11 protein-coding genes and 1 pseudogene are annotated in these 15072 nt (G+C 59.2%); 5 read left to right on the forward strand and 7 right to left on the reverse strand.

Annotation, left to right across the window (positions count from 1 at the left end; all coding sequences use genetic code 11):
- A pseudogene (locus J5N58_RS23675) lies at nt 1-435 on the forward strand (hypothetical protein); the annotation flags it as partial.
- Nucleotides 436-687: 252 nt separating this feature from the next.
- Here J5N58_RS23675 and acs read toward each other — a convergent pair.
- Entirely contained in the window at nt 688-2637 is a 1950-nt protein-coding gene (acs, locus tag J5N58_RS23680; protein ID WP_244713475.1) for an acetate--CoA ligase, read from the reverse strand.
- 237 nt (nt 2638-2874) lie between these two features.
- Here acs and J5N58_RS23685 point away from each other — a divergent pair, with 237 nt between their 5' ends.
- Nucleotides 2875-3576, forward strand: a complete 702-nt coding sequence (locus J5N58_RS23685) for a DUF1013 domain-containing protein (RefSeq protein ID WP_112830637.1) — start codon at nt 2875-2877, stop codon at nt 3574-3576.
- Nucleotides 3577-3694: 118 nt separating this feature from the next.
- On the opposite strand, the gene J5N58_RS23690 is transcribed toward J5N58_RS23685, so the two are convergent.
- Nucleotides 3695-5602, reverse strand: coding sequence for a propionyl-CoA synthetase (locus J5N58_RS23690; RefSeq protein ID WP_244713480.1), 1908 nt, complete (start codon nt 5600-5602; stop codon nt 3695-3697).
- A gap of 113 nt (nt 5603-5715) precedes the next feature.
- Entirely contained in the window at nt 5716-6375 is a 660-nt protein-coding gene (locus tag J5N58_RS23695; protein ID WP_112830733.1) for a YggS family pyridoxal phosphate-dependent enzyme, read from the reverse strand.
- 202 nt (nt 6376-6577) lie between these two features.
- Between J5N58_RS23695 and leuS the strand changes: the two genes are divergently transcribed.
- The 3 genes from leuS to holA are packed head-to-tail and all read left to right on the forward strand — an operon-like array spanning nt 6578 to nt 10774.
- Nucleotides 6578-9205, forward strand: a complete 2628-nt coding sequence (gene leuS, locus J5N58_RS23700) for a leucine--tRNA ligase (protein ID WP_244713485.1) — start codon at nt 6578-6580, stop codon at nt 9203-9205.
- Entirely contained in the window at nt 9195-9716 is a 522-nt protein-coding gene (locus tag J5N58_RS23705; RefSeq protein ID WP_244713489.1) for a hypothetical protein, read from the forward strand. The genes leuS and J5N58_RS23705 overlap by 11 nt, the downstream gene beginning before the upstream one ends.
- A gap of 11 nt (nt 9717-9727) precedes the next feature.
- Nucleotides 9728-10774 carry a DNA polymerase III subunit delta gene (gene holA / locus J5N58_RS23710; RefSeq protein WP_113443179.1) on the forward strand — a complete coding sequence of 349 codons (1047 nt, stop codon included), beginning with the start codon at nt 9728-9730 and terminating at the stop codon, nt 10772-10774.
- Nucleotides 10775-10826: 52 nt separating this feature from the next.
- Here the strand turns inward: holA and J5N58_RS23715 are convergent, their stop codons facing one another.
- From J5N58_RS23715 to mnmG, 4 genes are read right to left on the reverse strand one after another with little or no spacing between them, the layout of a single operon-like run.
- The gene (locus J5N58_RS23715; protein ID WP_112830641.1) at nt 10827-11708 is read right to left on the reverse strand and encodes a ParB/RepB/Spo0J family partition protein; all 882 of its coding nucleotides are present in this window, start codon (nt 11706-11708) and stop codon (nt 10827-10829) included.
- A gap of 28 nt (nt 11709-11736) precedes the next feature.
- Nucleotides 11737-12531, reverse strand: coding sequence for a ParA family protein (locus J5N58_RS23720; RefSeq protein WP_112830642.1), 795 nt, complete (start codon nt 12529-12531; stop codon nt 11737-11739).
- 16 nt (nt 12532-12547) lie between these two features.
- Complete coding sequence (gene rsmG / locus J5N58_RS23725; protein WP_113437753.1) at nt 12548-13186, reverse strand: 16S rRNA (guanine(527)-N(7))-methyltransferase RsmG; 639 nt, start codon at nt 13184-13186, stop codon at nt 12548-12550.
- A gap of 2 nt (nt 13187-13188) precedes the next feature.
- A complete protein-coding gene (mnmG, locus tag J5N58_RS23730; protein ID WP_244713508.1) occupies nt 13189-15060 on the reverse strand; it encodes a tRNA uridine-5-carboxymethylaminomethyl(34) synthesis enzyme MnmG in 1872 nt (623 codons plus the stop codon).
- Nucleotides 15061-15072: the final 12 nt, after the last annotated feature.

A 15072-nucleotide genomic window follows, 5' to 3' on the forward strand; every position in this document is an offset into this window, starting at 1 on the left:
CTTCTGCTGATTTGGGAATCCACTTTGTCAACAGGTCCTAGAGCTCCTGAGGGAGATGGTCGAGTAAAAATAGTTTTTTCTAGGCGAGGTGGAATGTCCTATGACGATTTTCGTGGATATATGGAGCGCTTGCGATTAAACAGCCACGAAGATATTAGAATTCATTGGCCGGTTGTCGATATCGAGGGTATTGATGCCCAAGATCACAAGAAACGAGCGGGTCTTCAACTGGCGGATATTGTCGCCTCTTCAATCGCCAATGGCGTTGAGCATGATCGATACGGCAATTGTGAATTTAGATACGCAGAGATTTTACGGCCGATAATTTACAATCGAAATCACAACTTCTTTAGTTATGGATTAAAATTTTTCCCGCCGCATCACGAACTAGCCCTCACCCAAGAGCAACAACGTACGATTGATCTTTTCAAATAAAGACAGGCAGCCCCCCGGCCCATAATTGCGATTGCTCGCCTGCAGACTTGCGAATGCTCTGGGTTTATCCGGCGCTTGGCTGCCCAAAAATTATATACACCTGAAGACTTCGGTCTGCAATAGGCGCACAAAAAAATCACAATTGATTCAATCGGTTACATAAATATTCTAAATTATTGATTTGATTCCCTAATTTGACGCCTATTGCAAGAGTCCGTATACTGCGGACCCTTGCAATAGCAAAAACCATGTCTAGTGTCGGTTCTGGCGGTTGGCGATCAGATCATCGACGACGGTGGGATCGGCAAGGGTCGAGGTATCGCCGAGCGCGCCGAAATCGTCTTCCGCGATCTTGCGCAGGATGCGGCGCATGATCTTGCCGGAACGGGTCTTCGGCAGGCCGGGTGCGAACTGGATCTTGTCCGGCGTCGCGATCGGTCCGATCTCGGAACGGACATGCTTGATAAGCGCCTGACGCAGCGCCTCGTCGCCATCGTGATCCGCCATCAACGTGACATAGCAATAGATGCCTTGTCCCTTGATCGGATGCGGATAGCCGACGACGGCAGCCTCCGACACCAGATGGTGCGAAACGAGTGCCGATTCGACTTCCGCCGTGCCGAGACGGTGGCCGGACACGTTCAGCACGTCATCGACGCGACCGGTGATCCAGTAATAGCCGTCCTCGTCGCGCCGGCAGCCATCCCCGGTGAAATACTTGCCCTTGTAGGTGGAGAAATAGGTCTGGACGAAACGGTTGTGATCCCCGTAGACGCTGCGCGCCTGGCCGGGCCAGCTGTCGGTGATGCAGAGGTTGCCGTCCGTTGCACCTTCGATAACGTTGCCTTCATTGTCGACCAATTGTGGTTTGATGCCGAAGAAGGGCAGGGTGGCCGAGCCGGGTTTGAGATCGGTGGCGCCGGGCAGCGGCGAAATGAGGATGCCACCGGTTTCCGTCTGCCACCAGGTATCGACGATGGGAGACTTCTGCTCGCCGACAACGTTGTAATACCATTCCCATGCTTCTGGGTTGATGGGCTCGCCCACCGACCCGAGAAGGCGGAGCGAAGACCGGGACGAGCGCTTCACGAACTCGTCGCCAGCGCCCATCAGCGAACGGATCGCGGTCGGTGCTGTATAGAAGACATTGACCTTGTGCTTGTCGATCACCTCCCAGAAACGTCCCTGATCGGGGAAGTTCGGGACGCCCTCGAACATAACGGTCGTGGCGCAGTTCGCCAGCGGCCCGTAGACGATATAGGAATGACCCGTCACCCAGCCGACATCGGCCGTGCACCAGTAGATCTCGCCATCCTTGTAGTCGAACACATATTCGTGCGTCATCGATGCGTATACGAGATAACCGCCCGTCGTGTGCAGCACGCCCTTCGGCTTGCCGGTCGACCCGGAGGTGTAGAGGATGAAGAGCGGATCTTCCGCCTTCATCTTGACCGGCGGGCAGTCCGGCTTGGCCTTGGCGACTTCCTGATGATACCAGATGTCACGGCCCGGAGCCCATTCGATCTTGCCGCCGGTGCGGCGCACGACCAGAACCTTGTTGACGATGACATACTGCTTTGCGGCGATGTCGATGGCGATGTCGGTGTTTTCCTTGAGCGGCACCGGCTTGCCGCCGCGCACGCCTTCATCGCAGGTGATGACGAAGGTGGATTCGCAGTCGACGATGCGGCCGGCCAGCGCTTCGGGGCTGAAGCCGCCGAAGACGACGGAATGGATCGCGCCGATACGCGCGCAGGCGAGCATGGCATAGGCCGCCTCGGGGATCATCGGCATATAGATGGTGACACGGTCGCCCTTCTTGACGCCCTGCGCCTTCAGAACATTGGCAAGGCGGCAGACCGCATCATAGAGTTGATTGTAGGTGATCTTCTTGTCGATATAAGGGTTGTCGCCTTCCCAGATGATCGCCGTGCGTTCGCCATGGGTCTTCAGGTGACGGTCGATGCAGTTGTAGGAGACGTTAGTCAGTCCGTCCTCAAACCACTTGATGGAAACCTTGCCCTTGAAGCTGGTGTTCTTGACCTTGGTATAGGGCTTGAACCAGTCGATGCGCTTGCCGTGCTTGTCCCAGAACTTCTCGGGATCCTCGATGCTTTCCTCGTACCATTTCAGGTACTTGTCCTTATCGATCAACGCACGGGTCTTCGCCGATTTGAGCACCGGGTAAATCTTGGCTGACATGAACTCCTCCTCATGTTGACGCGCCAATGTCCTGACGGCCGCGGACCACTCCTCCCCGGCCTATGTGATTCATTCATAGCAGTTCACAAGCGGCCAGCAATTAGACAAAGGTCATTCGGACCTTCAAGAATTGCAATTCCGATACATTCCGGGTATAAGGCCGATGATTTCCCGGAAATTGTGGTTAAGACCCACGGCCCGCGACACCCGGCGCGGACGCGAAGAAGGATTATCTCCATGGCTCAGACCTTGCTCATGCCAAAGGCCACTGCCGTATGGCTGGTCGACAATACCGCGCTGTCATTCGACCAGATCGCGCAGTTCTGCAAGCTTCATCCGCTCGAGGTCAAGGCCATTGCCGACGGTGAAGCGGCGCAGGGCATCAAGGGCCTGGACCCGATCGCCACCGGCCAGCTTTCCCGCGACGAAATCGCCCGCGCGGAAGCGGATGTGAACTACAAGCTGAAGCTCTCGGAACCGAAGGTGCGTGTTCCCGACTCCAAGCGACGCGGTCCCCGCTACACCCCGGTTTCCAAGCGCCAGGATCGCCCGAATGCCATTCTCTGGCTGGTGCGCAACCATCCGGAACTGAAGGACGCGCAGATCTCGCGCCTCGTCGGCACCACGAAGAGCACGATCGAGCAGATCCGCGACCGCACCCACTGGAACTCTGCCAACCTGACGCCGATGGACCCGGTGACGCTTGGCCTCTGCAGCCAGATCGATCTCGATCTCGAAGTGGAGAAGGCGTCGAAGGGCCGTCCGCTGCCGACCGCCGCCGAGCTCGGTGCAACCTTGCAGGCCGCCAATGAGACGGAAAACCTCGGCTTTAGCTACGAGCGCGAGGAAGAAAAGGAAATCGACGCCAACGCCGTCTTCGCCAAGCTGAAGTCGCTGAAGTCCGATCACAACGATGACGAGGAAGACGACCGCTTCTGAGGCGGCCGGAATCCGGCTAAAGGAAGAGCCCCGGCGTCACGCGCCGGGGCTTTTTCGTAGCCGCTCTTCATGGTGTCCCCGGACCTGGGGGTCTCGGTGTCACCGGACGCACATGGCTTCAGCCATGGCCATGCGACTTCAGGACAGTCGCGATTTCGTCGAGGATCGCGGGGTCGTCTATAGTCGCCGGCATCTTCCATGGCAGGCCGTCGGCAATCTTCTGCATGGTTCCGCGCAGGATCTTGCCGGACCGGGTTTTGGGCAGGCGCTCGACCTTCATCACCGTCTTGAACGCAGCAACAGGTCCGATTTCGTCACGCACGAGCTGCACGATCTCGCGCTGGATCACCGAAAAATCGCGGTTCACATTATGCTTCAGCACAAGGAAGCCGCAGGGAATCTGCCCTTTCAGTTCGTCTGCAATGCCGATAACGGCGCATTCGGCCACATCGGGATGCATGGCGCAGACCTCTTCCATAGCCCCCGTGGAAAGGCGGTGCCCGGCGCAATTGATGATATCGTCCGTGCGGGCCATGACGAAGACATAGCCGTCATCATCGAGGATGCCGGCATCGGCCGTCTTGTAATATCCCGGGAATTCCTCGAGGCAGGATGAGCGGAACCGCTCGTCGGCATTCCAGAAGGTCACCAGGCAGCCGGGGGGCAGCGGCAGCTTCACCACGATGTTGCCAAGCGTGCCGCGCGACACCGGATGACCGGCATCATCGAGCACCTCGATCCCGTAACCGGGCATCGGCACGGCAGGAGAACCGTACTTGACCGGCAACAGGCCGAGGCCGGCGGGGTTCGCTGCGATCGCCCAGCCGGTTTCCGTCTGCCACCAGTGGTCGATCACCGGCACCTTGAGCATCTTCTCTGCCCATTTGATGGTTTCCGGATCGGCCCGCTCGCCGGCGAGGAACAGCGCCCGCAGCCCGGACGTGTCGTATTTGCGGATGAATTCGCCATCGGGATCGTCGCGCCGTATGGCGCGGAAGGCTGTCGGGGCGGTGAAAAGCGCCTTGACGTCATGCTCGGCCACCACCCGCCAGAAGGTTCCGGCATCTGGCGTGCCGACCGGCTTTCCCTCGAAGATCACGGTGGCATTGCCTGCCAGCAGCGGCCCGTAGACGATGTAGGAATGACCGACGACCCAGCCGATGTCCGAAGCAGCCCAGAAGACTTCGCCGGGCTTGACGCCGTAGATGTTCTCCATCGTCCAGGAAAGCGCCACCATGTGGCCGCCATTGTCCCGCACGACCCCCTTCGGCTGGCCGGTGGTGCCGGAAGTGTAGAGGATATAGAGCGGATCGGTGGCGGCGACAGGCTCGCAGGCGACAGGCGTACCATTGATACGCTCGACCTCGACCGCCTTCGCGAAATCGACATCGCCATGTTCATAGCGCAGCGGCGCATGCAGTTCGTCCCGCTGCAGCACGAAACAGTATTCGGGCTTCACCTTGGCCATGTCGAGCGCATGATCGAGCAGCGGCTTATAGGCGACGACGCGGCCCGGTTCGATGCCGCAGCTTGCGCTGATGACGACTTTGGCGCCGCAATCGTCGATACGGGTGGCAAGTTCGCTCGCGGCAAAACCGCCGAAGACAACGGAATGGATAGCGCCGATACGGGCGCAGGCCAGCATCGAGAAAACGGCCTCCGGGATCATCGGCATATAGATGATGACGCGATCGCCTTTTACGACGCCGTGGTTCTTGAGCACGGCGGCAATCGCCGTTACTTCGGCCAGCACGTCGTCGAAGCTGTAGCGCTTCTTCGCACCGGTCACCGGACTGTCATAGATGACCGCGATATCTTCCCCCCGGCCTGCAGCGACATGGCGGTCGAGACAATTGTGGCAGGTATTGGTTTCTGCGCCCGCAAACCAGCGGCCATAAAGCCCGGCCTCGGCGTCGAACACCTTGTCCGCCGGCTTGAACCAGTCGAGCCTGGCTGCCTGGGCTTTCCAGAATGCCTCCGGTTCACCCATCCACGACTGATAGGTCTCCAGATAATTGCTCTGCATGAATTCCTCCCAATGCAACGCCCGTCACGATTAGCGCGCGATACTAGGCAGCGGCCTGGAGGGAGGAAAGTCAGACGAAAGCCCTAGGTCATAAGGCGAAGGCTGCCTGACGGTCAGCGCGATCCGAAAATGGCCGACCCGACGCGCACGCTGGTCGCACCGAAAGCGACCGCGGTTTCGAAATCGCCGGACATACCCATGGAAAGTTTCGTAAGACCGTTTTCCGCCGCAAGCCTTGCCAGCAGCGCGAAATGCGGCCCGGGATTTTCATCGACCGGCGGAATGCACATCAGGCCCTCAACCGACAACTGAAGCCCGGACCGGCAGAGATCCACGAACGCAGCGACATCATCCGGCGCAATGCCCGCCTTTTGCGGTTCAAGCCCGGTATTGACCTGGATATAGACCGGCAGTTGCCGGCCCTGGCGCTTCATTTCCTCGGCAAGCGCACGGGCGATCTTTTCCCGGTCGACGGTTTCGATGACGTCGAAAAGCGCAACGGCGTCGGCCGCCTTGTTCGACTGCAAAGGACCGATCAAATGCAGTTCGATGCCATCGGTCTCGGCCTTGAGTTGCGGCCATTTGCCCTGCGCTTCCTGCACCCGGTTCTCCCCGAAGACCCGCTGCCCCGCAGCGATCACAGGGCGGATCGCATCGGCATCGAAAGTCTTCGATACGGCCACCAATACCGCAGAATCCGGCTCACGATCAGCCTGCTTCGTTGCCTTCGCAAGCCGTGTCCTGACCTCGTTCAAACCCTCGACTGCCGTCATGTTCCTGTCCGTTCGATTCATATGTTTCGTCCGCCATATTCGCCCGCCGCCATGGCAGGATGCAAGCCTCCCCCATTCACCAGCCACAGCCGTCTGCGTGGGCGTCTCCAAAGCCGCTTTGGGGCGCTCAAAAACTTGACGCTTGGCCGGTTTCGTGGTGAAGGTCACGCCTTCCTTTCTTGCTACTCCGGAAATGCGATAAATGGCCACCGAACGTTACAATCCGCGCGACGCCGAGCCTCGCTGGCAGGCGAAATGGTCCGAAGCGGGCGTCTTCGTCACCGATAACAACGACAAGCGCGAAAAGTACTACGTGCTCGAGATGTTCCCCTATCCCTCGGGGCGCATCCATATGGGCCATGTCCGCAACTATGCGATGGGCGACGTCGTTGCCCGCTACAAGCGCGCCCGGGGCTACAGCGTGCTGCATCCCATGGGCTGGGACGCTTTCGGCATGCCCGCTGAAAACGCCGCCATGCAGAACAAGGTTCATCCGAAGGAATGGACCTACCAGAACATCGCCACCATGCGCGGCCAGCTGAAGTCGATGGGCCTGTCGCTGGACTGGTCCCGCGAATTCGCCACCTGCGACGTCGAATATTACCACCGCCAGCAATACCTCTTCCTCGACATGATGGAAAAGGGCCTCGTCTACCGCAAGCAGTCCAAGGTGAACTGGGACCCGGTCGACCAGACCGTGCTTGCCAATGAACAGGTGATCGACGGTCGCGGCTGGCGTTCCGGCGCACTGGTCGAACAGCGCGACCTGGTGCAGTGGTTCTTCAAGATCACCGATTTCAGCCAGGATCTCCTGGACGCACTCGATACGCTCGACCAGTGGCCGGAAAAGGTCCGGCTGATGCAGAAGAACTGGATTGGCCGTTCTGAAGGCCTGTCGCTGCGTTGGGAGATTGCCTCCGGCGCACCGGCCGGTCATTCGGAGGTGACCGTTTACACGACCCGTCCCGACACGCTGTTCGGTGCCTCCTTCCTGGCAATCGCCGCGGACCATCCGCTGGCGAAGGCAATCTCGGAAAACAACGCCGACGTCGCGGCCTTCTGTGAGGAATGCCGCCGCGCCGGCACGTCGCTGGCAGCGCTGGAAACGGCGGAGAAGAAGGGCATGGACACGGGCGTCAGGGTCCGTCACCCCTTTGATGCCTCCTGGGAACTCCCTGTCTATATCGCGAACTTCGTTCTGATGGATTACGGCACGGGCGCGATCTTCGGTTGCCCCTCCGGCGACCAGCGCGACCTCGATTTCGCCCGCAAATACGATCTTCCGGTCGTTCCGGTGGTCATGCCCGCCGATGGCGATCCGGCGACTTTCACCGTTGGCGACACCGCCTATGACGGCGATGGCGTGATGATTAACTCGCGTTTCCTCGACGGCATGTCGACCGCGGAAGCCTTCGAAACGGTGGCAAGCCGCCTTTCGGCAACCTTGCTCGGCAATGCCCCGCAGGGAGAGCGGAAGGTCAATTTCCGCCTGCGCGACTGGGGCATTTCCCGCCAGCGTTATTGGGGCTGCCCGATCCCAGTCATCCACTGCGAAGCCTGCGGCGTGGTTCCCGTTCCGAAGAAGGACCTGCCGGTCAAGCTGCCCGACGACGTGACCTTCGACGTTCCCGGCAATCCGTTGGATCGTCATGCCACCTGGCGTCATGTCGCCTGCCCCGAATGCGGCAGGGATGCCCGGCGTGAAACCGATACGATGGACACCTTTGTCGACTCGAGCTGGTATTTCGCCCGCTTCACCGCACCGCGCGAAGACCTGCCGACATTGCCCGCCATTGCCGACCATTGGCTGCCGGTCGATCAGTATATCGGCGGTATCGAGCACGCGATCCTGCATCTGCTCTATTCCCGCTTCTTCACCCGCGCCATGCGCGAAACCGGTCATGTCAGCATCAAGGAGCCTTTCAAGGGCCTCTTCACCCAGGGCATGGTGGTGCATGAAACCTATCGCCTGGGAACCAGCGCGAACGGCCAATGGGTAGCGCCGGCCGATATCGCCATCGAGGAAATCGGCGGCAATCGCCGGGCGACGCTGATTACGACAGGCGAGGAAGTCACGATCGGTTCGATCGAAAAGATGTCCAAGTCGAAGAAGAATGTCGTCGACCCCGATGACATCATCGCTTCCTATGGCGCAGACACCGCCCGCTTCTTCGTTCTCTCCGACTCTCCGCCGGATCGCGACGTCATCTGGTCGGAGGCCGGGGTCGAAGGCGCCCATCGCTTCGTCCAGAGAGTTTGGCGACTGATTTCCGAGGCCGCCGACATACTTTCGGCAGCCCAGCCGACGCCGGCCAAGGAAGGCGAGGCTCTCCCGGTTTCGCAGATCACCCACAGGACGCTGCAGGCCGTTCAGGCCGATCTCGACAAGCTGTCGTTCAATAAGGCGATCGCTCGCATCTATGAACTCGTGAACGCGCTGGCAGGACCTTTGACGACGGTTGCCTCGGGCAAGGCGGATGCCGCCTATGTCGCGGCGGTCCGTGACGCGGCCGGCATTCTCATTCAGCTGATCGCCCCGATGACGCCGCATCTCGCCGAGGAGTGCTGGCAGGCGATTGGAGGCAAGGGGCTCGTCGCCAATGCGGCCTGGCCGACCTTCGATCCGGAACTCGTTGTAGAGAACGAGGTCGTATTGCCCGTCCAGATCAACGGCAAGAAGCGCGCTGAATTGACAATTGCCCGCGACGCGGATCAGAATGCCGTGCAAGCTGCGGTTCTCGCGCTGGATGTCGTCAAGGCAGCCCTCAATGGACAGCCGCCGAAGAAGGTCATTGTCGTCCCGTTAAGGATTGTGAACATTGTCGTTTGATTCCGTACGCCTGCCGAGACGCCGGGCGGGTATCCTGCTCGGCCTCGGTCTCGCCACCCTTCTCGCCGGTTGCCAGGTTCGCCCTCTTTATGACGAAACCTCGGGCACAAGCGAAAACCTCGCTGCGATCGCCTATTCCGACGCCACATCGCGGGTCGGCCAGGAGGTTCGCAACCGCTTGATATTCCTCACCGGCGGCGGTGCGGGCGAAGCCAAGACACCACAATATCGGGTGCAACTGAACATTACCTCCTCGGTGGTGGGCGTTCTCTTGCAGGAAAGCGCCGACAATCCGAATGTCGGCCGTGTCATCGTGACCGGCTCCTACACCCTGCAGCGGATTTCCGATGGCGCGACGCTGCGCGCCGCGCGCCGCCAGTCGGTTGCGCTTGTCGATTTTCCCGAGCAGGAATTTGCCAAGCTTCGTGCCATCCGCGACGGAGAGGATCGCGCCGCTCACCAGCTTGCCGAGCTGATAAAGGCCGATCTGGCAGCAGCGCTCGGACGCTGAGTCCAAAAGGGATGGCAGAGGTCAAATCCCACGAGTTCGACGGCTTCCTGCAGAAGTCGGCGCGACACTACCGTCTCTTTCTCGTCTATGGACCGGATCGCGGTCTCGTTGCGGAGCGCGCAACGCAACTCGCCGCAACGACTGGCGTCGATTTGTCCGACAGTTTCGCGCTGATCCGTCTCGACGTCTCGGATTTGCAGGCCGATCCCGGCCGCCTCATGGACGAGGTCAACGCTTTCGGCCTCTTCGGGGGCCAGAAACTGATATGGATTCGCGGAGCGCAGAACGAAAAGGCGCTCGTGGACGGGCTTCAGATCCTGTCCGAGGCCCCTCCGGAAACCAGTTATGTCATTATCGAGGGCGGCGATCTCAAGAAGGGGTCCGCCTTGCGTAAGGTGGCGGAGGGATCACGCGCCATCGCAACCATCCCCTGCTATCAGGACGATGCCCGGGCGCTCAACGCCCTTATCGACGCGGAACTTTCCGCGGCGGGGTTGCGCATCACGCCCGCTGCACGCGAACTCCTAGTGGAATCGTTGGGCGGCGATCGCATCGCATCCAGAAACGAAATCCGTAAGCTTCTGCTTTATTGCCTCCACGACAACGTCATAGACGAACAGCAGGTGACCGAGATCATCGGCGATGCAAGCGCAATTTCAACCGATGAGGTGGTCGATGCCGTGCTGAACGGCGACGCGGACGGCTTCCTGCATGCGATACAGAAGGTCGTAACCTCGAAGACGCCCGTCTTTCTGGTCCTGCAATCCTGTCTGAAACAATTCCAGCAACTTGAGCTGATGCGTTGCGAGGTGGAAGAGAAGCGCCAGCAGCCGGCTCAGGTGATGCAGACGCTTGGCAGAGGCATTCACTTCAAGCGCAAGCCTGTGGTCGAAAAGGCACTGCGGAACTGGACATCCGCGGATCTCGCGCGCGAGGCCGCACGCATCCAGTCTACCATACTACAGAGCCGTCAGAAGCCTCTCTTGGAGGACAACCTGGCCCTGCAAACACTTCTGTCGACGACCCTTCAGTCGGCCCGGCGCAACCGCCGCGCCTGACGGACACGCTTACGTTCCTTAAAGAGCCGAAAGGGATATAGGATGGGTGCTATCAGCGCCCCTCGAGCAGTCGGCAGATTTCCTCAAGCTGATCGAGGCTCTTGTAGCTGATACGAATCTGCCCGCCGCTTCCCTTGTGGCTGATGGCGACCGAAAGCCCAAGCCGATCGGAAAGACTGCGCTCCAGAGCCACCGTATCGGAATCCTTCTCAGGCCGCAGATCGGCCTGCGGCGGAGCATTCTGCGCCTTGATATGCGTCTGAGCCAACTTTTCCGCATCACGCACCGACATGCCCTTGGCGGTAATGGTGCGGGCAAGCGCGACGGGGTCTGGCGTGGAAACGAGAGCACGGGCGTGACCGGCCGAGAGACTGCCATCGGCAAGCATGTCGCGAACGGGTTCCGGCAGCTTCAACAGGCGGAGACTATTGGCGACATGGCTGCGGCTCTTGCCGATGATCTCGCCAAGATCGTTCTGCGTATAGCCATGTTCGGCGATGAGTTGCTCGTAACCAAGCGCTTCTTCAAGCGGATTGAGATCGGCGCGCTGGACGTTTTCCACGATGGCCAGTTCCAGAGCGGTACGATCGTCCACGTCACGCACAATCACCGGGATCTCGACGAGACCGGCCAGTTGCGCTGCTCGCCAGCGTCTTTCGCCGGCTATGATTTCATAGCGGTCCGTTCCACGCGTTCGAACGACGACCGGTTGAACAATACCATGCTGTCGTATCGAACCTGCGAGGTCCTGGAGCTCGGCTTCATCGAAGTAGCGACGCGGATTCTTCGGATTGCGCGTGACGAATTCAATCGGGACCGTTCGATCCGGATTGACGCTTGTCCGCGGCTCGCCGACCGGAATGGGCTGATCCATCTCGCCGATCAGCGCAGCCAGACCCCGGCCGAGACGCCGCTTCGATACATCGTCACTCATATTTTATACCTCATAACAAATGCGCCGATTATGCTGCCTTACGCTGCCGCTCCCGCTGGATCACCTCCGATGCGAGTTGCAGATAAGCCTGACTTCCGGCGCATTTGAGATCATAAAGGATCGCAGGCTTCCCATAGGAGGGAGCCTCGGACACGCGTACATTGCGCGGGATCAGCGTTGCATAGACTTTCTCGCCCAAATGCTCCCGTACGTCACTGACCACCTGCTGCGCCAGATTGTTGCGCGCATCGAACATAGTAAGCACGATTCCCTGGATATCCAGGGTTGGATTCACACTATGCCGGACCTGATTGATCGTTTCCAGCAACTGGCTGAGGCCTTCCAGTGCGAAGAACTCACACTGCAGCGGCACCAGCACCGAATGCGCGGCCGCCATGGCATTCATCGTCAGCAGATTGAAAGAAGGGGGGCAATCCAGCAGGATGTAGCTGTATTGCCGCGCTGAATCGCTCATCAGTGCCTTCTTGAGGCGGAAGACGCGGTCGGCCTGCTGGGAAATCTCCATTTCGAAACCGAGGAGATCCATCGTCGACGGCACGATAGCGAGATTGGGAACCGCCGTATCCACGGCAGCCTCTCCGACGGAGTGGGTCCCGATCAGAACATCATAGGAGGAAAGCTTGCGGTCGCGCCGATCGATGCCAAGACCCGTGCTGGCATTCCCTTGAGGATCCAGGTCAACGATGAGGACACGCTCACCGATGGCGGCCAATGCGGTCGCGAGATTGATGGCAGTGGTCGTCTTGCCCACGCCACCCTTCTGATTTGCGATCGTAATGATACGGTTGATTTCGACAGTCATGCCGCACCCGAGACTATTATTGAGCTGCGCGCCTCAATCGAGCGATCTCCAGAACGACGGAGTCCGTTTCCACGGCGCTCTGATGTATTACCAGATCAAAAGCCCAGCGACCACGCGCTTTCTCGATTTCGGACTGATAATCCCGCCCTTTATGCAGCGCGCAAAGAAGTTCGGGATTGCGCGTGGCCCACGGCTCTGCATAGGCTAAGAGACGGTCGAGCTCCGCAAGCGCCCTTGCCGATATGGCGTCCGGTAAAGCAATTTTGTTGGGCGCGTCCTCGATGCGGATCGGATGAACCGTACCGCGCGCACCCGTCTCGGATAGGGCCAGACGAAGAAAACTCGCCTTTTTGTGATTGCTTTCAACCAGATCGACCCATCCTTCGCCGAGCTCAGAGAGCAGGATGGCGGTGACGACACCCGGAAAGCCGCCACCGCTTCCGAGATCGACCCAATGTTTCGGACCCGGAGCAATCTTAAAGATCTGCGCACTGTCCACGACATGCCGCCGCCAGAGATCATCCCGCGTTGAGGAGGCAACGAGATTAATGGAGGCGGACCACTTTTTGAAAAGTGACGCAAAGTGCTCCAGTTTGTCGAAGGTTTCACGTGAAACGTCGAGATTCAGTACTTCTTTCAGGATATCTTTCGTCATGGTTATCCGGTTTTTTGCAACCGCTCATTTCTCTTGATGCAGCCCACCAGAAGAGCGATTGCAGCAGGCGTCATGCCGTCCACGCGCGCGGCCTGAGCTATACTCCAAGGCCGCGCAGTCGAAAGCTTCTGCTTCAATTCGTTCGACAGGCCCGAAAGAGCGTGGAAGTCGAAATCCCGGGGAATAACGCGTTCCTCCTCATTCCGCAGCCCGGCAATATCCTGAGCCTGGCGATCGATATAAACCGAATAAAGCGCATCGATCGAAACGGCTTCCGCCATTTTCGCGGAAACGGGGCTAAGCTCCGGCCAGATGCGGCATACATCGTCCCAATTGATATCGGGATAAGACAAAAGCTCACGTGCGGAGCGGCGTCTCCCATCCTGATTGACCGTCACACCCTGCTGCTGGGCTTCCTTTGGTGTGGCGAAGAGATCCTCCAGTCGCGCCAGCAGGCCTTCGCGTTCGCTTCGGTAGGCAACGAAGCGCTCGCGGCGCTCCCTGGAAACACAGCCCAGATCGATGCCTCGCTGGGTCAAGCGCATATCCGCATTATCGGCGCGTAGTGTGAGCCGATATTCTGCTCGGGATGTGAACATGCGGTAGGGTTCTTGAATGCCACGCGACGTCAAGTCATCAATCATCACGCCGATATAGGATTCCGTGCGGCTGAAGACCACGCCTTCTCCGCCACCCGCAAAAAGCGCGGCATTCAATCCCGCAACGCAACCCTGCGCCGCAGCCTCCTCATATCCCGTCGTTCCGTTTATCTGCCCCGCCAGGAAAAGACCGGGCACCTTGCGAACCTGCAGCGTCGGTTCCAGTTCTCGCGGATCGACGTGATCGTATTCGATCGCATATCCACATTGCAGGATACGAACATATTCAAGTCCCGGAATGGAACGGATGAAGGCGTCCTGTACGTCTTCCGGTAAGGAAGTCGAAATCCCATTCGGATAGACGGTGTCATCATCCAGTCCCTCCGGCTCCAGGAAGATCTGATGCCCGTCGCGATCACCGAAACGCATGATCTTGTCCTCAATCGAGGGACAATATCGCGGGCCTACACCTTCGATCTGCCCGGAATACATGGCGGAGCGGTGGATATTCTCCCGGATCAGCCTGTGCGTAGCATCCGTCGTCCGGGTAATGCCACAGGCGATCTGCGGATTCGCAATGCGGTCCGTCATAAACGAAAATGGGATCGGGTCCGAATCGGCTTCCTGCCGTTCCAGAGATGCCCAATCGATCGTCTTGCCATCCAGACGCGCCGGCGTCCCCGTTTTCAGACGGCCGAGCTTAAGGCCAAATGACGAAAGGTCTTCGCTCAGGCCTGTCGAGGGTGGCTCTCCGATTCGCCCGGCCGGTATCTTGCGATCCCCGATATGAATAAGTCCACGTAAGAAAGTGCCCGACGTCAGAACGACGGCGTTCGCTCGCAGTTCTTTGCCGTCAGAGAGAAGAACGCCATTTATTACGGTATCGTTCCGAATGAGGGATACAACATTGCCTTCGACCAGATCGAGATGGTCGATCTCTTCCAACGCAGCCTGAACGGCCTGACGGTAGAGCTTGCGATCAGCCTGGGTCCGAGGTCCCCATACCGCAGGACCCTTCTTGCGATTCAGCATTCGAAACTGAATGCCAGCCTTATCGGCGCAGCGACCCATAAGACCGTCGAGAGCATCAATCTCCCGAACCAAATGACCCTTTCCGAGCCCGCCGATCGCCGGATTGCACGACATAGCTCCGATGGTCTCGCGTTTCTGCGTGACAAGGGCGGTACGCGCGCCCATTCGTGCAGCGGCCGACGCGGCCTCCGCTCCAGCGTGGCCACCACCAATGACGATTACATCATAGCTCGAATTGCCCATAGCATTGTTCCA

It is taken from the genome of Paenirhizobium cremeum (assembly GCF_022884085.1).
In the GTDB taxonomy this organism is placed as follows: Bacteria; Pseudomonadota; Alphaproteobacteria; order Rhizobiales; family Rhizobiaceae; genus Allorhizobium; species Allorhizobium cremeum.

Excerpts from the sequence above, each read along its gene's own strand:
- J5N58_RS23715 (WP_112830641.1), bottom strand. The coding sequence starts at position 11,708 with ATGAGTGACGATGTATCGAAGCGGCGTCTCGGCCGGGGTCTGGCTGCG.
- J5N58_RS23690 (WP_244713480.1), bottom strand. The coding sequence starts at position 5,602 with ATGCAGAGCAATTATCTGGAGACCTATCAGTCGTGGATGGGTGAACCG.
- rsmG (WP_113437753.1), bottom strand. The coding sequence starts at position 13,186 with ATGACGAAAGATATCCTGAAAGAAGTACTGAATCTCGACGTTTCACGT.
- J5N58_RS23695 (WP_112830733.1), bottom strand. The coding sequence starts at position 6,375 with ATGACGGCAGTCGAGGGTTTGAACGAGGTCAGGACACGGCTTGCGAAG.
- leuS (WP_244713485.1), top strand. The coding sequence starts at position 6,578 with ATGGCCACCGAACGTTACAATCCGCGCGACGCCGAGCCTCGCTGGCAG.
- holA (WP_113443179.1), top strand. The coding sequence starts at position 9,728 with ATGGCAGAGGTCAAATCCCACGAGTTCGACGGCTTCCTGCAGAAGTCG.
- J5N58_RS23720 (WP_112830642.1), bottom strand. The coding sequence starts at position 12,531 with ATGACTGTCGAAATCAACCGTATCATTACGATCGCAAATCAGAAGGGT.
- J5N58_RS23685 (WP_112830637.1), top strand. The coding sequence starts at position 2,875 with ATGGCTCAGACCTTGCTCATGCCAAAGGCCACTGCCGTATGGCTGGTC.
- mnmG (WP_244713508.1), bottom strand. The coding sequence starts at position 15,060 with ATGGGCAATTCGAGCTATGATGTAATCGTCATTGGTGGTGGCCACGCT.
- acs (WP_244713475.1), bottom strand. The coding sequence starts at position 2,637 with ATGTCAGCCAAGATTTACCCGGTGCTCAAATCGGCGAAGACCCGTGCG.